The sequence below is a fragment of the Rhizobacter sp. OV335 genome (assembly GCF_900142965.1).
Classification (GTDB): domain Bacteria; phylum Pseudomonadota; class Gammaproteobacteria; order Burkholderiales; family Burkholderiaceae_C; genus Rhizobacter.
Window position 1 is genome coordinate 17,474 of the sequence record NZ_FRCQ01000021.1, and the last position, 19,585, is coordinate 37,058.

The following is a 19,585-nucleotide window of genomic DNA, read 5'->3' on the forward strand; positions in this document are numbered from 1 at the left end:
GTGCCGGGATTGTAGGCAGTGCCGGCGAACGATAATGCGCCCGGAATGAGCACCCCCACCCTGCCCCTGAAAGAGCGCCTCAAGCGCCTGGCCCCCTATTTCGCCGACAGCGGCAAGGGCTTCGTCCTGATGATCGTCGGCTCGATCGTCGGCGCGCTGACCGAACCGGTGATCCCGGCGCTGATGAAGCCGCTGCTCGACAAGGGCTTCACCACCGACGGCATTCCGCTGTGGACGGTGCCGGTGGCGATCATCGGGCTGTTCCTGATCCGCGGCGTCGCCGGGCTGATCGCGCAGTACGGCCTGGCCTGGTCGGCCAACCGCGGCACGCAGGCGCTGCGCACCGCGATGTTCCAGCGCCTGATGACGGTGCAGCCGACGCTGTTCAGCCACAGCACCGCCAGCAGCCTGACCAACACCCTCACCTACGAGGTGCAGAGCGGTGCCGGCCTGCTGGTCGGCTCGGTGATGACGCTGGTGCGCGATTCGGCCACGCTGATCGCGCTGCTGGCCTACCTGCTGTGGGTGAACTGGCAGCTGACGCTGTTCGTCGGCGTGCTGGTGCCGGCGGTGGCGTTCGTGATGCGCAAGCTCAGCAAGCGGCTGCACCGGCTGACGGTCGAGGGCCAGCGCGCCACCGACCAGCTCGCCTACGTGGTCGAGGAGAACGTGCTGGCCTGGCGCATCGTGCGCCTGCACGGCGCCGAGGCCGGCCAGGCCGGACGCTTCCGCGCGCTCAGCGACACGCTGCGCCGGCTGTCGATCAAGTCGACGATGGCCGCCGCGACGATGACGCCGGTGACCCAGATGATCGCCGCCTGCGGCCTGTCGGCGGTGATCGTCGCGGCGCTGTGGCAGAGCACCCATGCCGGCAGCACCGCCGGCAGCTTCGCGGCCTTCATCACCAGCATGCTGATGCTGCTGGCGCCGATCAAGCACCTGTCGGAGGTGGCCGGGCCGATCACCCGCGGACTGGCGGCGCTGGAACGCGGCGTCGCGCTGATCACCGATGCACCGGTCGAGGAAGGCGGCAGCCACGACCCCGGGCGCGCCCAGGGCCGCATCGAGATGCGCCACGTCGGCCTGCGCTACAAGACCGACCACGCGCCGGCACTGGCCGACGTGAACCTGCGGCTGAACATCGGCGAGACGGTCGCGCTGGTCGGACCGTCGGGCGCCGGCAAGACGACGCTGGTCAACCTGCTGCCGCGCTTCCTGGAACCGACCGAGGGCGAGCTGCTGCTCGACGACCGGCCGGTCCGCGAATGGAACGTCGCCGCGCTGCGCCGGCAGTTCGCGCTGGTGAGCCAGGACGTGGTGCTGTTCAACGACACCGTGGCGGCCAACGTGGCGCTGGGCGACACCGGGCCGGACGATGCCCGCACCATCGACACCGCCCGCGTGCGCGAGGCGCTGCGCGCGGCCAACCTGCTGAAGTTCGTCGAGGAGATGCCGCAGGGGCTGGACTCGCTGATCGGCCACAACGGCAACCAGCTGTCGGGCGGCCAGCGGCAACGGCTCGCGATCGCACGCGCGATCTACAAGGACGCGCCGATCCTGATCCTCGACGAGGCGACGTCGGCCCTCGATTCCGAATCCGAGCGCCTGGTGCAGGAGGCGCTCGACCGGCTGATGAAGGGCCGCACCAGCCTCGTGATCGCGCACCGGCTGTCGACCATCAAGGCAGCCGACCGCGTGCTGGTGCTCGAGGCCGGCCGCGTCGTCGAACAAGGCACGCATGCCGAGCTGCTGGCCCAGGGCGGGCTGTTCGCGCACCTGCATTCACTCCAGTTCCGCACCCCCCACGCCGCGCCATCGGAGACCCGAGGATGACCCGACTGAGCATCATCACCGCCGTGCACAACCAGCTGGAGATGAACCGTTGGTTCGTCGAGCACCTGCAGCGCTGCACGCGCATGCCGTCGGAGCTGATCATCATCGACAACGCGTCCACCGACGGCTCGGCCGAGTTCTTCGAATCGGTCGGCGCCAAGGTCATCCGCAACGCGCAGAACTTCTCCTACCCGTACACGCAGAACCAGGGCATCAAGGCCGCGCAGGGCGACTGGCTGGCCTTCCTGAACAACGACATCGTCGTGCCGCCGGACTGGGACACGCGCCTCGTCGCCAACGCCGAGCTGCACGGTCTCGACGCGCTGACGGTGTGCGGCATCGAGCGCGTCGAGACGCCCGAGGCCACGCACGCGCTGCGCCGGCGCTGGAAGCGGGCCTCGCTGCCGGTGCGGTTCTTCGGCGCGAAGCAGCCCTGGCTCGGCATGTCGCACCGCTGGATGTACGGCGACTGGGAGCGCTTCTGCCGCCATCGCGCCGAGCAGTTCGAAGGCCTGGTGATCGAGGGCTACGTCGGCAATTCGGTGCTGATGAACCGGCGTGCGATCGACCGCATCGGGCTGTGGGACGAGCGCATCCAGGCCGCCGATGCCGACCTGTTCCTGCGCGCCAAGAAGCGCGCGGTCGAGGTCGGCGACATCCGCCCGCTGCACATCGCGCTCGACGTGTTCGTGCACCACTACATCCGCGTGACGCTGCGCGCGCGCCCGCCGGCCTTCGCCGACGCCGCGCGCCTGATCCCGATGGAGAAGAAGTGGAGCGCGGCCGAGGTGGCGCGGCTGGCGGCGCACACGCTATGACGGCCGCTGTTCCGGCCTCCATCAGCGGCTTCACGTTCCTGCGCAACGGCGTCAAGCTCGGCTTCCCGTTCGAAGCGTCGGTGCGCTCGCTGCTGCCGCTGGTCGACGAGTTCGTGATCGCGGTGGGCCGTGGCGAGGACGACACCCGCGCGCGGCTGATGGCGATCGGCGACCCGAAGCTCCGGCTGATCGACACCGTCTGGAACGAGCGCATGGAATCGCGCGGCTTCGTCTACGCGCAGCAGAAGATGATCGCGCAGTACGCCTGCACCGGCGACTGGGCCTTCTACCTCGAAGGCGACGAGGTGCTGCACGAGGGCGAACTGGCGGCGATCCGCGCATCGGTCGAGCGCCACCACGCCGACCGCCGCATCGAGGCGCTGGTGTTCGACTACCTGCACTTCTACGGCTCGCCGCACTGGCTGGCGACCAGCCCCGCCTGGTACCGGCGCGAATGCCGGCTGATCCGCAACACGATCCGCAGCTACGCGCCCGACGGCCAGTTCTGGGTCGTGATGGACAAGCACCGCCGAGGCCGCCACCCGAACGCGGCGCTGGCGAACGCCCACATCTACCACTACGGCCACGTGCGCCGCACCGACTACATGCAGGCCAAGCTCGACCAGGTGAGCAAGTACTGGTCGCACGGCGCGCCGACGGTGCACTACGGCAACATCGATCCGCAGTCGCTGGTGCCGTACACCGGCACGCACCCGGCGCTGATGGCCGACTGGCTGCGCGACGAGGCCGAGCAGCACTTCGCGCCCGATCCGGCGCACGTGCTCACGAGCCGCGAGCGCAAGCACCGCTGGTCGATGAAGGTCGAGCGGCTGCTGGGCGTGGATCTCAGCCGCAAGCACTATCGCCTGATCACGTCCCCGTGACCACGCCTGCCCGCCACGTCGGCATCAGCCTCGGCATGATCGATTCGCTGAGCGACGGACTCGGCGAGTTTTCGACCCAGATCTGCGAGCACGTCGCGCGCATCGCACCGGCCTGGCGCGAACAGCACGGCGTGCGCTTCCACCTGCACATGCCCGCCCGCTGGCACGGCCGCTTCGGCGACCAGGTCGGCTACCTCGCGACGAGCAAGCTGCAGGGCTACTGGCACTGGCAAGGAAATTGGCAACACCGGCGGCGTTTCGACGTCTGGCACGGGCTGAACCAGCTCGGCCGCATCATCCCGCCGCTCGGCACGCGGCGTTCGCTGCTGACCATCCACGACCTGAACCCGGTCTACCACGACAGCGAGCCGCAGGCCCGCAAGGCGCTCGACAAGCTGCGCCGCCGGCTGCGCCGGTTCGACGAGGTGACGACGCTGACGCACCACGTCGAGGGCGACATCCGCCGCCACCTCGGCTGGACCGGCCCGATCAGCGTGATCCCGAACGGCGCCCGCGACCTGAACACCCATGCCCAGGACGCCGTGCCCGGCATCGTGCCGGGCCGCTACCTGCTGCACCTGAGCCGCATGGCGGCCTCGAAGAACCCGCAGAGCCTGGTCGACATGGCCGCGCTGTGGCCGCAGCAGGCGCTGGTGCTGGCCGGGCCGCGCACCGGTGATTCGGACCGGCTGGCGGCGCAGGTGCGCGAACGCGGCCTCTCGAACGTGACGGTGGTGCAGGAGGTGAGCGATGCGCAGAAGACCTGGCTGTACGCGCACTGCCAGGCCTTCGTGTTCCCGTCGCTGACCGAAGGCTTCGGGCTGCCGCCGCTGGAGGCGATGCACTTCGGCAAGCCGGTGTTCCTGTCGCGACTGACCAGCCTGCCGGAGGTCGGTGGCACGCACGCCGGCTACTTCGACAGCTTCGAGCCGCAGGCGATGCGCCGCACCATCGAGACCGAGACGCCGCGCCTGCTGCGCGAAGGCCTGGCGATCCGTGCGCATGCCGCGCAATTCCGCTGGGACCGCGCGGCCGAGGCCTACCTCGCGATCTACCAGCGCCTGCTGGGCACGACCGTCAGCGCGACGCCGCGTTGAGGCAGGCCAGCGCCGCGGCGAGCACCGCGTCGGGGTCGATGTCGTCGACCTGCACCGGGCCGTGCAGGCAGGTCGTGCGGTTGGCCGACGTGACGCGCAAGGCCGGCAGGATCTCGCCGGCGAACAGCGCGACCACCGGCGTGTCGGTGGTGTGGGCCACGTGCAGCAGCCCGCCATCGGCGCACAGCGCGAGCGCACAGCGGCCGATCAGCTCCTGCACCTCGCCGAGGCTGTGGCGCCCGACGCGGTCGATCAGCGGCAGGCCGATCTCGGCGGCGACGATCGCATCGCGCATCGCGAGGCCGTTGTCGGCGCCGACCAGCACCACATGCGGCACCCGGCCGGTCGCCGCCAGGCCCCGCAGCACGTCGGTCCAGCGGGTGTAGGTGCGCCAGTCGCGCACGCCGCCCAGCGCGACGGCGATGGCGCCCGGCGGGATCGCCAACGCGGCGATCGCGTCATGCTCGGCATGCGACGGCTGCATCGTCGGACGGGCCATCGTCTCGAGCGCAGCGCCCGGCAAGCCCATCAGCTGGGCCAGCCGGTAGAAGCCGAACAGCGTGCGGTTGAACTCCGGGCCGGTGTAGCAGCCCTGCACGTGCACGAACGGCACGCGGCGGAAATGCTGCAGCTTGTCGCGCACCGAGCGCGACGACATGCTGTGCAGCATCACCAGGTCGTAGCCGCCGGCGGGCAGGTCGCGCGCCGACGAGGCGACGTTGGCGAACACCGCATCGCTGCGGTACAGCGGCAGCAGGTGCGCTTCGGTCAGCAGGTCGAGCCGCGCGCCGCGCCGGTGCAGCAGCACCCGCGCCGCCAGGTCCATCAGCGAATCGCCGACCTGCGGCGTGCCCTGGTGGATCCACAGGATGCGCCGGTGCACCGCCGGATCGATGCGCTCGCGCTGCAGGCCCGACTGCCCGTGCAGCGCGAGGTTCAACTCGCGCATCGCACGGCGGCGCGCGGCCTGCCAGGGGGAATGGCTCGCGGCGTACTGCGCGGCCGAACTGGGCAAGGGCCAGTCGAACGGTGGCTGCCACGTGGCCTCGCCGTAGCGGCGGATGCGTTCGACGATCACGACAACGCGGCGCGCGGCGAGGCGGTCGGTGCCAGCACCGCCGCCGCACCGGTGCCGACCACGCAGCGGAACACGTGGTCGGCCACATCGGTCCAGCGGCGCAGCACGGCGGCGCGGATCGCCGCCTCGCGGCGCGCGACCAGGGCCGGGTCGGCCAGCGCGGCGAGCAGCTTGGCGGCGATGTCGGCCGGGTCGTGCGGATCGACATAGTCGATCAGGTCGCCGCACACCTCCGGCACCGACGACGCCTTCGACGCGACGCAGTACTTGCCGAACCAGGCCGACTCGCCCACCGGCAGGCCCCAGCCTTCGTAGAGGCTCGGGTAGGCGGTGAACAGACAGTGGCCGTACAGCCAGGCCAGGTCGTGGTCGCTCGGCGACTCGACGACGCGCACCTTGCCTGCGAGCCCCGGCGACTTCATCAGCGACAGGAATTCCTCGATGTGCCAGCCATGGCGGCCGGCGAACACCAGGTCGGGCGCGCGCTCGCCGAGCCGATCGATCACCTGCTGCCAGGCGCGCAGCAGCCCGACGCCGTTCTTGCGGTTCTCGAGCGTGCCGACGCACAGCACGAAAGGCGCCGACGGCAGGCGCGCCTCGGCCGAGGCCGGCATCGGCACCCGCGCATTGCGCTCGAAGCCGTCGAGTTCGTGCGCGAGCGGCACGACGGCGATGTCCCAGTCCGCGGCATCGTTGCCGATGTACTCGCGCAGATCGCGGGCCGTCCACGCCGAGATGCACAGCGCGCGCGGCCGCAGCGCGACGATCTGGTCCAGCCAGCCGGTGAACTCGCGGATGCGCTCCGGCGCGAAGAGCGCCTGGCAGGTCTGCGGGATCAGGTCGTAGACCATCTGCACCACGTCGCCGCCGCGGGCACGGTGCTCGCGCGCCAGTTGCAGCGTCTCGGCGTTGTCGATGCTCAGGATCACCTGGCGCGAACCGGGCGGCAGCGCCTTCACCTCGTGCAGCGCGAGCGGTGCGACCTGCACCGGCCTGGCCAGCCCCATCGCGGCCAGGCGCTGCGGCAACCAGCGTGCGGACACATGCACGTCGAGCTTCTTCCAGGCGCGCAAGGGCTTGTTGCCGTCGAAGCGGCGCAGGTAGTTCTTGATGGTGCGCTCGCGCGGCAGGTAGCGGTGCGGCGCTTCCAGGCCCAGGCGCTGCAGCAACGTCGAGGCGTCGAATTCGTCGTCCGCGAACAGCGACGACGGATCGAACTCGACCATGCCCCGCGCGGCCGAATGGTGGAAGATGCAGCGCACGACCTCGCCGCCGTGCGTGCGGCTCAGGTGCGAGATCAGGTTGAAGTGCACGCGCGGGATGCCGGCCACGCGGTCGTGGCTGCCGGCAAACCGGACGATGTCGGTGATGTCGAAGTAGACGCGCTCGCCCATCCCGTTCCCTTCAGAGCAGCACGATGTCGTACAGCTCCGGCGACCCCGCCGCTTCGGACTGCAGCGAGATCGGCTTGCCGATGAAATCGCTCAGGCCGGCCAGGTGCTGGCTTTCTTCGTCGAGCAGCATCTCGACCACCGAGGGCGCTGCGATCACGCGGAATTCCTTCGGGTTGAACTGCCGCGCCTCGCGCAGGATCTCGCGCAGGATGTCGTAGCAGACGCTGCGCGGGGTCTTCACCTGGCCCTTGCCGCCGCAGGTCGGGCACGGCTCGCACAGCATGTGCGCGAGCGACTCGCGCGTGCGCTTGCGCGTCATCTCGACCAGCCCGAGCTGCGTGAAGCCGCTCACCGTGATCTTGGTGCGGTCGCGCGCCAGCTGCTTGCGCAGTTCGCCGAGCACCGTGCCCTGGTGCTCTTCGCGCGCCATGTCGATGAAGTCGATGATGATGATGCCGCCCAGGTTGCGCAGCCTCAGCTGGCGCGCGATCGCCTGCGTGGCCTCGAGGTTGGTCTTGAAGATGGTGTCGTCGAAGTTGCGCGCGCCGACGTAGCCGCCGGTGTTCACGTCGATCGTCGTCAGCGCCTCGGTCTGGTCGATGATCAGGTAGCCGCCCGACTTCAGGTCGACGCGACGCGCCAGCGCCTTCGCGATCTCCTCGTCGATGTTGTACAGGTCGAAGATCGGCCGCTCGCCCTTGTAGTGCTGCAGCTTGCCGACCGAGCCCGGCGTGTACTCGGCGCCGAACGCCACCAGCTGCTCGTGCTGCATCAGCGAATCGATGCGGATGGATTGGGTCGCGTCGTTCACCAGGTCGCGCAGCACGCGCTCGACCAGGCTCAGGTCCTGGTGCAGCAGCGTGCCCGGCGGCGACTTGAAGCTGCGCTCGCGGATCGCGGCCCAGGTCTTGCGCAGGTAGGCGATGTCGTCGCCCAGCTCGGTGTCGGTCGCATCCTCGGCGTTGGTGCGCAGGATGAAGCCCCCGCCCGCATAGGCCGTGGCCGGCGGCTGGCCGGCCTCGGTCTTGCCGGTCAGCTCGTTCATGCGGGTGCGCAGCTGGTCGCGCAGCTCGTGCGAGCCGATCTTCTGCGAGATGCCGATGTGGTCGTCCTGCGGCAGGAACACCAGCATGCGCCCGGCGATGCTGATCTGCGTGGACAGCCGCGCGCCCTTGGTGCCGATCGGGTCCTTGATGACCTGCACGGTCAGCGTCTGGCCTTCGAACACCAGCCGCTCGATCGGCGGCGGCGGCGCGGCACCGGGCGCATGGTCGTTGCGCGGGCTGCTGCCGATCACGTGCACGTCGGCCACGTGCAGGAACGCCGCGCGCTCGAGCCCGATGTCGATGAAGGCCGACTGCATGCCCGGCAGCACGCGGGCCACGCGGCCGGCGTAGATGTTGCCGACGAGGCCGCGCTCGAGCGTGCGTTCGAGGTGGAGTTCCTGCACCGCGCCGTTCTCGACGATCGCGACACGGGTCTCTTGGGGTGCCCAGTTGATGAGGATGTCTTGCATGGGCGCTCTTGTTGTGGCGGCGCCGTCAGAACCTGACGCGCGCTTGTCTCAGCAGTTGGGCCGTTTCGTACAGGGGCAAACCCATGATACCGGAGTGACTGCCGGCGATGCGCCGTATCCAGCCGGCCATCGCGCTCTGGATCGCGTACGAGCCGGCCTTGCCGAACGGCTCGCCGCTCGCGATGTAGGCCTCGATCCACGCGGTTGGCAGCGGCGCCACCTCGACGCGCGAGACGTTGACCAGCAGCTCGCGCCGCCGGCCGTGCGCCAGCGCCACCGCGGTCAGCACGCGGTGCGTGCGGCCCGACAGCAGTTCGAGCACGCGGCGCGCGTCGTCGGCATCGGCCGGTTTGCCGAGGATGCGGCGCCCGACCGCCACGGTGGTGTCCGAGCACAGGATCGGCGCGGCCGGCAGCCCGCGCGCCGCATGGCGCTTGCGCGCGGCGGCCAGCTTGGCGAGGGTCACGCGCTCGACGTAGTCGGCCGGCAGCTCGCCGGGCCGTTCGGCCTCGAGCGCCTCGGCATCTTCGTCGGCACCGGGCAGCAGCAGCTCGTGGCGCACGCCGATCTGGTCGAGCAGCTGGCGGCGGCGCGGGCTCTGCGACGCGAGGTAGATGAAATCGTGCATTCGAGGGTGCAGCGCGCTATTCGCGGTGGTAGGGGTGGTTCACCGTCAGCGTCCAGGCGCGGTACAGCGCCTCGGCCAGCAGCACCCGCGCGAAGGCGTGCGGCAGCGTCAGGTCGGACAGGCGCATCGTCTCGTCGGCACTGCGCTTCAGGTCGGCATCGAGCCCGTCGGGGCCGCCGATCACGAAGGCCACGTCGCGCCCGTCGGGCAACCAGGCCTTCATGCGGGCCGCCAGTTGCACGCTGGTCAGGCGATCGCCGCGCTCGTCGAGCACGACGCGGCGCACGCCCTTCGGCAGCGCCGCCTCGATGCGCGCGGCCTCGGCCGCCATCATCTGCTCGGCGGTGCGCGAGCCGCGGGTCTCGGCCTTGACGGCCTTCAGCTCGAGGCGCATCTCCGGGGGAAAGCGCTTCGCGAAGTCGTCATAGGCCGTCTCGGCCCATGACGGCTGGCGCTGGCCGACGGCGACCAGCAGCAGCTTCACGCGCGCGAGGTCTTCTTCGCCGGTGCCTTCTTGGCGGGTGCCGTCTTCGCAGGAGCCTTCTTGGCAGGTGCCGTCCTGGTCGGAGCCGCCTTGACGGGCGCCCTCGTCGCCGGCGCCTTGCGGGCTGCGACCGGCTTGGCGGCGACCTTCCTGGCGGCACCCTTGGCCGGTGCCGCCTTGGCCGCGACCTTCTTCGCCGGTGCGGCGCTCTTCACGCCGACCGTGCGGGTCACGTTGCCGGATTTCGCCGGGGCCGCCTTGCGGGCCGGGGCCTTCGCCGGGGCTGTCCGCCGGGCCTCCGGCTTGGCAGCGACCTTGCGGGCCGGCGCCTTGGCCGCGGGGGTCCTTGCCGCCGGTGCCTTGGCGGGCGCTGCCTTGGCAGTCGTCCGGGTCGCCGTCGGCTTCGCGGCCGCGGTCTTCGCCGGCGCCTTGCCACCCGCCGCCTTCTTCGCCGGTGCCTTCTTCGCCTCCGGCTCCTCGGCCTTCACGAGCCGGACCGGCGCCGTGTCGACCTTGAGCTTGATCGGCTTGTCGCCCCAGATCTCCTCGAGGTGGTAGTACTCGCGGATCGACGGTTGCATCACGTGGACGACGGCGGCGCCGCAGTCGACGATGATCCATTCGCCGTTGTCCTCGCCCTCGGTGCGCAACACCGGGAAGCCGCCCGATTTCACCGCATCACGCACGCTGGCTGCGAGGGCCTTGGTCTGGCGGTTCGAGGTGCCCGAAGCGATGATCACGCGCTCGAAGAGCGGCGAGAGATGCTCGGTGTTGAAGACCAGGATGTTCTGTGCCTTCACGTCTTCCAGACCATCGACGATGGCGCGCTGCAGTTTTCGGATGTCCATTCAACTCCTGAGATCGCCTCTGTATAGGGCGTATTGGGCAATATAGCGCGCCACGGGGGCGGGCACCAGATCGTCGACCGCAAGTCCCCGGGCCACGCGGGCACGGATCTCGGTCGACGACACGTCCATCATCGGCAGCGGCACCGCCCGGTGCGGCAGGGCCTGCACCTCGCGGCTCGCCGCCATCGTCACGCCGGGCCGGTTCGCGACCGCGAGCGTGACACGCTGCAGCAGATCCTGCCAGCGCAGCCAGCTGTGCAGCCCGGCGTACTGGTCCTGGCCGATCACCAGGAACCACTCGACGCCCGGCTCGGCGGCCTGCAGCTCGCGCACGGTGTCGAAGGTGTAGCTCGCGCCGCTGCGGCGCAATTCGCAGTCTTCGAGCGAGAAGCGCGGCTCGTCGGCGATCGCCAGCCGCACCATCGCCTCGCGGTGCACGGCGGGCGTCAGGTCGCGGTGTTTCTGCCATTGGCGACCGGCCGGCACCCAGCGCAATTCGTCGAGTTCGAGTTGCGACAACGCCACACGGGCCAGCGCCACATGCGCGATGTGCACCGGATCGAAGCTGCCGCCGAACAGCGCAATGCGTTTCAAGCGGGGTTCTCGTCGGCCCACGCACGCGGGCGCAGGAAATCGGTGTACAGCCGCGCCTCGGGCGTGCCGGCCTCGGGCGCCCAGTTGTAGCGCCACTTCACGAGCGGCGGCATCGACATCAGGATCGATTCGGTGCGCCCGCCCGACTGCAGCCCGAACAGCGTGCCGCGGTCGAACACCAGGTTGAACTCGACATAGCGGCCACGCCGGTAGGCCTGGAAATCGCGCTCGGTCTCTCCGAAGGCCAGCGCCTTGCGGCGCTGCACGATCGGCAGATACGCCGGCACGAACGCATCGCCCACCGCCCGCATCATCTCGAAGCTGCGCTCGAAGCCGAGCTCGGAGAAATCGTCGAAGAACACGCCGCCGATGCCGCGCGGCTCGTTGCGGTGCTTCAGGAAGAAATACTCGTCGCACCACTGCTTGAAGCGCGGGTACTTGTCGTCGCCGAAGGGCGCGAGCGCGTCGCGGTTGCTGCGGTGGAAGTGCCGCGCGTCGTCTTCGAAGCCGTAGTACGGCGTCAGGTCCATGCCGCCGCCGAACCAGGTGACCGGCGCGCCGCCGGCCGGCAGCGCGGCCAGCATCCGCACGTTCATGTGCACGGTCGGCACGAACGGGTTGCGCGGGTGGAAGACGAGCGAGACACCCATCGCCTCGAACGGCGCCCCGGCCAGCTCGGGCCGGTGCTGCGTCGCCGACGGCGGCAGCACCTTGCCCTTCACGTGCGAGAAGCTGCAGCCGCCGCGCTCGAGCAGCCCACCCTCTTCCACCAGCCGCGACAGGCCCTCGCCCTCGAGCTTGCCGCCGGGCTCGCGCACCCAGTGGTCGGTGACGAAGGCATCGCCGCCTTCGGCCTCCATCGCGCCGATGATGCGCGACTGCAGGCCCAGCAGGTACGCGCGGACCGCGCCGGTGTCGCTCATCGCTTGATGGCCCGGTGGCCGATGTCGCGGCGGAACTGCATGCCGTCGAAGTGGATGCCCTGCAGCGCCTCGTAGGCACGCTGCTGCGCCATCTTGGCCGAATCGCCGAGCGCGGTGACGCACAGCACGCGCCCGCCCGAGGTCACGACGCCGCCCTTCGCCGGCGCGGTGCCGGCATGGAACACCATCGCATCCGGCTGCTCGGCCGGCAGCCCGGTGATGGCGTCGCCCTTGCGCGGGTCGAGCGGGTAGCCGCCGGCCGCCATCACGACGCCGAGTGCCACGCGCCGGTCCCATTGCAGCTCGACCTGGTCGAGCGTGCCGTCGGTCGCGGCCATCATCACGTCGAACAGGTCGCTCTTGAGCCGCATCATGATCGGCTGCGTCTCCGGGTCGCCCAGCCGGGTATTGAACTCGATCGTCTTCGGCGCGCCTTCGTCGTCGATCATCAGCCCGGCGTACAGGAAGCCGGTGAACGGCACGCCGTCGCGCGCCATGCCGGCGATGGTCGGCAGGATGATCTCGTGCATCACCGTGGCATGCACGTTCGGCGTGACGACCGGTGCCGGCGAGTACGCGCCCATGCCGCCGGTGTTCGGGCCGACGTCGGCGTCCTGCAGCCGCTTGTGGTCCTGGCTGGTGGCGAGCGGCAGCACGTTCTTGCCGTCGCACATCACGATGAAGCTGGCTTCCTCGCCCTGCAGGAACTCCTCGATCACGACGCGGGCGACGCCGGCGTTGTGCTGCACGCCGAGGCGGTTGTTCTTGCCATCACCGGCAACGGCACCGAGGATCCAGTCGATCGCCTCGTGCGCCTCGGCCAGCGTCATCGCGACGACCACGCCCTTGCCGGCCGCGAGGCCGTCGGCCTTGATCACGATCGGCGCACCGTGCTTGTCGACGTGCGCATGCGCCGCCTTCGGGTCGTCGAAGGTGGCGTACAGCGCGGTCGGGATGCCGTGGCGCTGCATGAAATCCTTCGCGAACGCCTTCGAGCTCTCGAGTTGCGCCGCCGCCTGCGTCGGGCCGAACACGCGCAGCCCGCGCGCACGGAATTCATCGACCACGCCGGCCGCGAGCGGGCCCTCGGGGCCGACCACCGTCAGCGCGATCTTCTCGGCCACCGCGAAGTCGGCGAGCGCCTTCACGTCGGTGATCGCCACGTTCTTCAGCCGCGCGTCGAGCGCGGTACCGCCATTGCCGGGCGCGACGTAGACCACCTGCACCTTCGACGACTGCGCGAGCTTCCAGGCCATCGCGTGCTCGCGTCCGCCGGAGCCGATCACCAATACTTTCATTCTGTTCACCACGTCCTTGCGATAAATGATCCGGATGCCCGCCCTCAGCCGGCCAGCAGGGCGGACAGCCGCGCCCCGAGCAAGGGCCAGTCGAGGTGGCGGCGCGCGTAGCCGTGCCCCTCGCGGCCCTGCTGCTGCAGGCGCTCGGGCGACTGCAGCAAGCCCTCGATGGCCGCCGGAAAGTCGTCGATTGTCGCAATTTCCAGCGCCGCCATCGCCTCGGGCGGCAGCCCGCGCGCACCGAACACCGTGCTGACCACCGGAATGCCCAGCGTCAGGTACTCCAGCAGCTTCATGTTGATGCCGGAGCCGCTGGTGATCGGGTTCAGCGCCACCGTCGTGCGGCGCAGCTGCGCCTCGAGGTCGTCGACGAAGCCGAGCGCCTCGACGTTCGGCGGCAGTTGCTTCGGCAGGCGAAGGCAGCAGCTGCCGATCAGGCGGAACCGCACCTGCGGCAGGCGCGGCGCGATGCGCGTGGCCACCGCCAGCGCGGCCTCGTTGTTGGCCGGCCAGTCGGAGCCGACGAAGGTGGCCACCGGCGGCTCGACGGCCTCGCGCAGCATCGGCTGCGCCGGCACCGAGGCGCCCTTGAACCCGAGGTGCAGCCGCTTGGGATCGACGCCGAATTCGGTGACGTAGGCCTCGGCATCGATCGGCGAACAGGCGAGCAGCACGTCGGCTCGCCGGCTCAGCGAGCGCTCGGCCTCGCACATCGCCTGCAGGCTGCGCGCGTCCAGCGTGCCGGCGGCCAGGCGTTCGCGCAGCAGCTGCAGCTCGAAGTTGTGCGAGTCGTAGACCACCTGCTGGGTCGCCGGGATGCGCGGCGCCAGCACCGGCCAGATCCACGGCGTCGCGAAGATCACCGTCGGCGATGCCACGGCGAAGGCGGCCAGCGCGTCGACGATGCTGCGGGTGCGCGCGGTGCGCAGCAGGTTGCGGGTCGGCCCGTCGCCGTACAGCAGCTTCGGGGCGATCAGCGCGTTGCGCCACGACTTCGCGGCGCGTCCGCCGATGCGCTGGTAGCGCAGGCCGTTCGGGTAGGTGCCCTCGTCGATGCCGGTGGCGCCCGGCTCCAGGAACACGTAGCGGCAGGGCCGCAGCTGGTTCAGCGCGCCGAACAGGTGGTACGTGGCCTTCTGGCCGCCGGTCTTCACCGGGTAGAGATCGCCGATGCCGAACACCGGGATGCTGCCGGCACTCACCACGTCATCACCTGCCTGCGGATGAAGGGCCGCACGAACAGCTGGTAGATGAACTTCCGGTAGGCGTAGCGGTGCAGCCAGTGGACGATGCCGCGCTCCTCGGCCTGCCGGGCCAGCGCGGTGGGCGCGGCGCGGGCCGCCCCGAGGTTGGACTGCGCCGCCAGTTCGGACAGGCCCACGCAGTACGGCACCACCGCGCGGATGGTGGCCAGCTTCTCGCGGCGGAACTCGTCCCAGATGTCGGCAGGCAGCCGCACCGGCCGCAGGCCGTGCAGCAGCGAGCGCGCGGCGGCCTGGTTGATCACGTAGGCATGCGCGCCCCAGGTGCCGTCGAGCACCGGCGCCAGCAGATGGCCGGCGTCGAGCCGGCGCGACGCGAAATAGGACGTGAGCTTCACGCAGTTGAGCAGCACCACCAACGGCGTGTCGACCTGCATCAGCGGCTCGATCGCCGCCAGCACCTGCGGCAGCGCATCGCCCGGCCTCGCATCGTCTTCGAGCACCAGCGCACACGCCAGCCCGCGCTCGACCACCTGCTGGTACACGCCCAGGTGGCTGAGCGCGCAGCCGATCTCTCCGCGCGTCATCGGATGGCGGCAGCGCCCGGCGGCCGCGGCGTCGTAGGCGTGACCGATCGCCTCGTCGGTCAGTGCGTCGCCCAGGACGGCGGGGAACAGCTCGTGATCAAGCCCCTGCCGCTGCAGCCCGGCGGTGATCTGCTCGCGCCGCGCCACATCCTTGACAAGGTTGATGACGAAACATTGCATCAGACCATCACGGCGTTGTGGAAGACATCCTGCGTGTCGTCCAGGTCTTCGATCACGTCGAGCAGTTTCTGCATGCGCTGCGCATCCTCGCCGCTCAGCTCGATGGTGTTCTCGGCGCGCATCGTGACCTCGGCCACGTCGGGCTTCAGGCCCGCGCCTTCGAGCGCCGCCTTGACCGCCTCGAAATCGGCCGGCGTGCACAGCACCTCGATCGCGCCGTCGTCGTCGGTCACCACGTCTTCAGCCCCGGCTTCGAGGGCGACTTCCATCACCTTGTCTTCGCTGGCGCCCGGCGCGAACACGAACTGGCCGCAGTGCTTGAACTGGAAGGCCACCGAGCCCTCGGTGCCGAGGTTGCCGCCGTACTTGCTGAACGCATGGCGGATCTCGGCGACGGTGCGCACCCGGTTGTCGGTCATGCAGTCGACGATCACCGCGGCGCCGCCGATGCCGTAGCCCTCGTACCTGATTTCCTCGTAGCTGACGCCTTCGAGGTTGCCGGTGGCCTTGTCGATGTTCTTCTTGACGGTGTCGGCCGGCATGTTGGCAGCCTTGGCCTTCTCGACCGCAAGCCGAAGCCGCGGATTCTCCTTGACGTCGCCGCCGCCCTGGCGTGCCGCGACCATGATCTCGCGGATCACGCGGGTCCAGATCTTGCCGCGCTTTTCATCCTGACGCCCCTTGCGGTGCTGGATGTTGGCCCATTTCGAATGTCCGGCCATGAAGGCTCCTCTGAAGGCCCACGCCGGCAGCCGGGTGGGCAATGTTCTTGGATAGACTGCAATTTTACTTGTCCGCCCACCGGAGACCCCCATGGCCGAGCCGATCCTGATCGCGAAGCACGACAAGGCCGAGTGTTTCCTGCTGCCGGCACTGGCCAATCGCCATGGCCTGATCACCGGCGCCACCGGCACCGGCAAGACGATCACGCTGCAGACGCTGGCCGAAAACTTCAGCAAACTCGGCGTTCCGGTCTTCATGGCCGACGTGAAGGGCGACCTGACCGGCATCACGCAGGCCGGCAAGGTCAGCGACAAGCTGGCGGCGCTGCTGAAGGAGCGCGGGCTGGAGGCGCCGGCCTCGGCCGCCTGCCCCGCCACGCTGTGGGACGTGTTCGGCGAGCACGGCCACCCGGTGCGCGCCACCATCAGCGACATGGGTCCGCTGCTGCTGGCCCGCATGCTGGCGCTCAACGAGACGCAGGCCGGCGTGCTGAACCTGGTGTTCAAGATCGCCGACGACAACGGGCTGCTGCTGCTCGACCTGAAAGACCTGCGTGCGATGCTGCAGCACGTCGGCGAGAACGCGAGCCAGTTCACCACCGAATACGGCAACGTCAGCGCGGCCAGCGTCGGTGCGATCCAGCGCGGGCTGCTGCAGATCGACGAACAGGGCGGCGACAGGTTCTTCGGCGAGCCGATGCTGAACATCAGCGATTTCATGCAGACCGTCGATGGCCAGGGCGTCGTCAACGTGCTCAGCGCCGACAAGCTGATGAACGCGCCGCGCCTGTACGCGAGCTTCCTGCTGTGGATGCTGTCCGAGCTGTTCGAGCAACTGCCCGAGGTCGGCGACCTGGAACAGCCGAAGCTGGTGTTCTTCTTCGACGAGGCGCACCTGTTGTTCAAGGACGCGCCAGCTGCGCTGGTCGAGCGCATCGAACTCGTCGTGCGGCTGGTGCGCAGCAAGGGCGTCGGCGTGTACTTCGTGACGCAGAACCCGCTCGACATCCCCGACACCGTGCTGGCCCAGCTCGGCAACCGGGTGCAGCATGCCCTGCGCGCGTTCACGCCGCGCGACCAGAAGGCGGTCAAGTCGGCGGCCAGCACGATGCGGGCGAACCCGGGGCTCGACATCGAGACGGCGATCACCGAACTGGCGGTCGGCGAGGCGCTGGTCAGCCTGCTCGACGACAAGGGCCGGCCGAGCGTCACGCAGCGCGTGTTCGTGCTGCCGCCGGGCAGCCAGATCGGGCCGATCACGGCGGAGCAGCGCCAGGCGCTGGTCGCGAGTTCGCTGGTGGCCGGCGTGTACGAGAAGGCGGTCGACCGGGAGTCGGCCTACGAGAAGCTGAAGGGGCGCGGTGTGGCGAGCGCGGATGCGGGGCGCGCGGCGCCGTCGTCGGCGCCCTCGCCGACTTCCACGTCCACCTCGATGCCCACGCCGACCGCCGGCCAGCCGGCCGAAGCCGGCCCCGGCTGGGGCGGCATGCTCAACGACGTGCTGTTCGGCAGCACCGGCCCGCGCGGCGGCAAGCACGACGGGCTGGCGCAGACGATGGCGAAATCGGCGGTGCGCACGATCGGTACCAGCGTCGGCCGTGAGCTGATCCGTGGCGTGCTCGGCAGCCTGATGGGCGGCAGCAAGCGCCGCTGAGCGCCTACGGCAGCACGCTGAGCTTCACGCCCGGCACGGCGGTGACCCGCGCCTCGCTCGTCACGCTGCCGATGATGCCGTTCGCGAAGAAGCTGTTCTGCGTGTCCGGCTCCAGTGCCGCGATCACCAGGTTGGCGAGCGGCTGGCTCAACGGCACATAGTAGCTGCCGATCGGCACGTCCATCAGCGCCTGCGTCAGCTGCACCTGCGCATGCACGACCGCGCCGCCGTCGGCGATGGTGCCGCGCACGTCCTGGCGCGCACCGCTCTGGCGGCTCGTCTCGGCATACACCTCGCCCTGCATCACGCCCATCGCGGCGACCTGCTCGACGCGCACGCCCAGCGTGCGCAGGCGCATCACCGCGTCGCTCTGGTCGGCGGCCAGCCAGTAGCCGCAGGCGCGCGGGCGGGTCTTCAGCGGCTGCAGCTCGAGCGCCGAATCCCAGTTGACCACCAGCGCCTTGTCGGCACCGGTCGCCGGGTCGAGCATCTGCAGCGTGTACTCGCTGGGCGTCGGGCCGGCTTCCACCACCGCATCGCCCTGGCAGGCCTTCGCGGCCACCTCGGCATCGACGTACTGGCGCAGCTTCACCAGGTCGGCCGAGCGGTCGGCCGCGCTGCGCAGGAAGCTGCCGAGCGCGACCACGTGCGTCTGCACGCGGCGCTTCAGGTGCAGGCGGCCGATGCCGACGCCGCGCGTCTCGATCAGGATGCTGACCGCGTTCTTCAGCCCGTTCACGTTGCGTCCGGTGTCGGGCTGCGTGCCGCCCATCGAGATCTTCTTGTCGTTCACGTCGACCGAGGTGGTGTAGTACCACTCGGCGCTGAGGCCCTGCTGCTTCAGGCTCGCGAGCATCGGCTGGCGGAACCATTCCTCCGAGGCCTTGGTGATGAATTCCGGCAGGTTGGCGGTGGTCGCGTACTGCACCAGCGCATCGAAGCGCTGCACCGCGCCGAACTTCTCGAGGAAGCGGCCGACCACCGTGTACTCGTGCGAATCGACGACCAGCACCGGCTGGAAATCGCGCACCAGCCGCGCCTGGGCCTGCGCCTCGGGGGTGCGCAGCAGCAGGTGGTCGCGGTTGGCGTCGATGCCGCTGGCGGTGACGCGCCGCTGCGCCTGCGCGCCGTCCGGGTTGGCGCGCGGCAGGATCACGACGTTGAGGCGGTCCAGCAAGTCCTGCAGGCTGCCGCCGGCGAGTTCGCGCGCGAGCACGATCAGCGCCTCGCTGCCGGCCGGCTCGTCGCCATGCTGCTGGCCGACCAGCAGCACCGTCGGCCGGCCGCTCTTCAGCACCGCGGCGGGCGACATGTCGGGGTTGCGGGTGAACAGCACCGCCTCCAGCGGCACGCCCGCCTGCGAACTGCCCAGCGGCAGCAGCGTCGCGTTGCGGCCGCCGTGCACGATCTCGCGCAGCACCGCCTGCAGCTCGTCATTGGTCGTGAACCCGGGGTGGCCGGGCTGGAAGGCCGGCGTGCGGAAATCGACCGCAGGCTCCGGGAAGCGGGCGGCGACCGCGTCGTTGTAAGGGGCGGGCTGCGGCGCGTCGGCCGACGGCACGGGGGTCGGCGCCGCAGCGGTCGGGGCCGGCCGCCTGGCCGGCGGCATCGGCGGCCCGCCGGCGGGCGTCCACGGCGGCATCGGCGAGCTGCAACCGAGCAGCGCGGTCACGGCCAGCAGCGACAGGCCGGCAGCGGCGCGCGACAGCGGGGTGGAAGAGGACATGCGGGTCTCCGTGGGACGCAAAAGCGGCGGCGCCGACTATACGACCACCAGGCCCGCCGACCGGCTCGCGCCGCGCCGCGCACCGCTCACGCCGCCCTCGCGCGCTCCGTCGCATGCGG

At 70.2% G+C, this 19,585-nt stretch carries 18 protein-coding genes; 5 read left to right on the plus strand and 13 right to left on the minus strand.

Going from position 1 to position 19,585, the window contains the following annotated elements; all coding sequences use genetic code 11:
* The first annotated feature begins 45 nt into the window (after positions 1-45).
* From msbA to BUE42_RS20425, 4 genes are read left to right on the plus strand one after another with little or no spacing between them, the layout of a single operon-like run.
* On the plus strand, positions 46-1,833 hold the full coding sequence (gene msbA, locus BUE42_RS20410) for a lipid A export permease/ATP-binding protein MsbA (RefSeq protein ID WP_073467135.1): 1,788 nt from the start codon (positions 46-48) through the stop codon (positions 1,831-1,833).
* Entirely contained in the window at positions 1,830-2,651 is an 822-nt protein-coding gene (locus BUE42_RS20415) for a glycosyltransferase family 2 protein (RefSeq protein ID WP_073467136.1), read from the plus strand. The genes msbA and BUE42_RS20415 overlap by 4 nt, the downstream gene beginning before the upstream one ends.
* On the plus strand, positions 2,648-3,535 hold the full coding sequence (locus BUE42_RS20420; protein WP_073467137.1) for a glycosyltransferase family protein: 888 nt from the start codon (positions 2,648-2,650) through the stop codon (positions 3,533-3,535). Before BUE42_RS20415 ends, BUE42_RS20420 begins: the two co-directional genes overlap by 4 nt.
* Positions 3,532-4,632: a glycosyltransferase family 4 protein gene (locus BUE42_RS20425; RefSeq protein ID WP_073467138.1), complete on the plus strand. Its 1,101-nt coding sequence runs from the start codon at positions 3,532-3,534 to the stop codon at positions 4,630-4,632. Before BUE42_RS20420 ends, BUE42_RS20425 begins: the two co-directional genes overlap by 4 nt.
* Here the strand turns inward: BUE42_RS20425 and BUE42_RS20430 are convergent.
* From BUE42_RS20430 to BUE42_RS20485, 12 genes are read right to left on the minus strand one after another with little or no spacing between them, the layout of a single operon-like run.
* Positions 4,613-5,710 carry a glycosyltransferase family 9 protein gene (locus tag BUE42_RS20430; RefSeq protein ID WP_073467139.1) on the minus strand — a complete coding sequence of 366 codons (1,098 nt, stop codon included), beginning with the start codon at positions 5,708-5,710 and terminating at the stop codon, positions 4,613-4,615. The two genes, BUE42_RS20425 and BUE42_RS20430, sit on opposite strands and share 20 nt — an antisense overlap.
* A complete protein-coding gene (locus BUE42_RS20435; RefSeq protein WP_073467140.1) occupies positions 5,707-7,104 on the minus strand; it encodes a glycosyltransferase family 4 protein in 1,398 nt (465 codons plus the stop codon). Before BUE42_RS20435 ends, BUE42_RS20430 begins: the two co-directional genes overlap by 4 nt.
* A gap of 10 nt (positions 7,105-7,114) precedes the next feature.
* Positions 7,115-8,620: a ribonuclease G gene (rng, locus tag BUE42_RS20440; RefSeq protein WP_073467141.1), complete on the minus strand. Its 1,506-nt coding sequence runs from the start codon at positions 8,618-8,620 to the stop codon at positions 7,115-7,117.
* Positions 8,621-8,645: 25 nt separating this feature from the next.
* Entirely contained in the window at positions 8,646-9,248 is a 603-nt protein-coding gene (locus BUE42_RS20445; RefSeq protein ID WP_073467142.1) for a Maf family protein, read from the minus strand.
* A 16-nt stretch (positions 9,249-9,264) separates the two neighbouring features.
* Positions 9,265-9,732 carry a 23S rRNA (pseudouridine(1915)-N(3))-methyltransferase RlmH gene (gene rlmH, locus BUE42_RS20450; protein ID WP_073467143.1) on the minus strand — a complete coding sequence of 156 codons (468 nt, stop codon included), beginning with the start codon at positions 9,730-9,732 and terminating at the stop codon, positions 9,265-9,267.
* Positions 9,729-10,580 (minus strand): ribosome silencing factor, encoded by an 852-nt coding sequence (gene rsfS / locus BUE42_RS20455; protein ID WP_073467144.1) that lies wholly within the window; start codon positions 10,578-10,580, stop codon positions 9,729-9,731. Before rsfS ends, rlmH begins: the two co-directional genes overlap by 4 nt.
* Positions 10,581-11,174, minus strand: a complete 594-nt coding sequence (gene nadD, locus BUE42_RS20460; RefSeq protein ID WP_073467145.1) for a nicotinate-nucleotide adenylyltransferase — start codon at positions 11,172-11,174, stop codon at positions 10,581-10,583.
* The gene (hemF, locus tag BUE42_RS20465; RefSeq protein ID WP_073467146.1) at positions 11,171-12,097 is read right to left on the minus strand and encodes an oxygen-dependent coproporphyrinogen oxidase; all 927 of its coding nucleotides are present in this window, start codon (positions 12,095-12,097) and stop codon (positions 11,171-11,173) included. Before hemF ends, nadD begins: the two co-directional genes overlap by 4 nt.
* The gene (gene purD, locus BUE42_RS20470; RefSeq protein WP_073467147.1) at positions 12,094-13,395 is read right to left on the minus strand and encodes a phosphoribosylamine--glycine ligase; all 1,302 of its coding nucleotides are present in this window, start codon (positions 13,393-13,395) and stop codon (positions 12,094-12,096) included. The genes hemF and purD overlap by 4 nt, the downstream gene beginning before the upstream one ends.
* 44 nt (positions 13,396-13,439) lie before the next feature.
* On the minus strand, positions 13,440-14,597 hold the full coding sequence (locus tag BUE42_RS20475; RefSeq protein ID WP_143171647.1) for a glycosyltransferase: 1,158 nt from the start codon (positions 14,595-14,597) through the stop codon (positions 13,440-13,442).
* Complete coding sequence (locus tag BUE42_RS20480) at positions 14,594-15,364, minus strand: glycosyltransferase family 25 protein (RefSeq protein WP_073467149.1); 771 nt, start codon at positions 15,362-15,364, stop codon at positions 14,594-14,596. Before BUE42_RS20480 ends, BUE42_RS20475 begins: the two co-directional genes overlap by 4 nt.
* Positions 15,364-16,086 carry a YebC/PmpR family DNA-binding transcriptional regulator gene (locus BUE42_RS20485; RefSeq protein WP_073467150.1) on the minus strand — a complete coding sequence of 241 codons (723 nt, stop codon included), beginning with the start codon at positions 16,084-16,086 and terminating at the stop codon, positions 15,364-15,366. Before BUE42_RS20485 ends, BUE42_RS20480 begins: the two co-directional genes overlap by 1 nt.
* A 91-nt stretch (positions 16,087-16,177) precedes the next feature.
* On the opposite strand from BUE42_RS20485, the gene BUE42_RS20490 reads away from it, so the two are divergent.
* A complete protein-coding gene (locus BUE42_RS20490; RefSeq protein ID WP_073467151.1) occupies positions 16,178-17,740 on the plus strand; it encodes a helicase HerA-like domain-containing protein in 1,563 nt (520 codons plus the stop codon).
* A gap of 4 nt (positions 17,741-17,744) precedes the next feature.
* On the opposite strand, the gene BUE42_RS20495 is transcribed toward BUE42_RS20490, so the two are convergent.
* A complete protein-coding gene (locus BUE42_RS20495) occupies positions 17,745-19,466 on the minus strand; it encodes a M14 family metallopeptidase (protein WP_073467152.1) in 1,722 nt (573 codons plus the stop codon).
* Positions 19,467-19,585 lie beyond the last annotated feature (119 nt).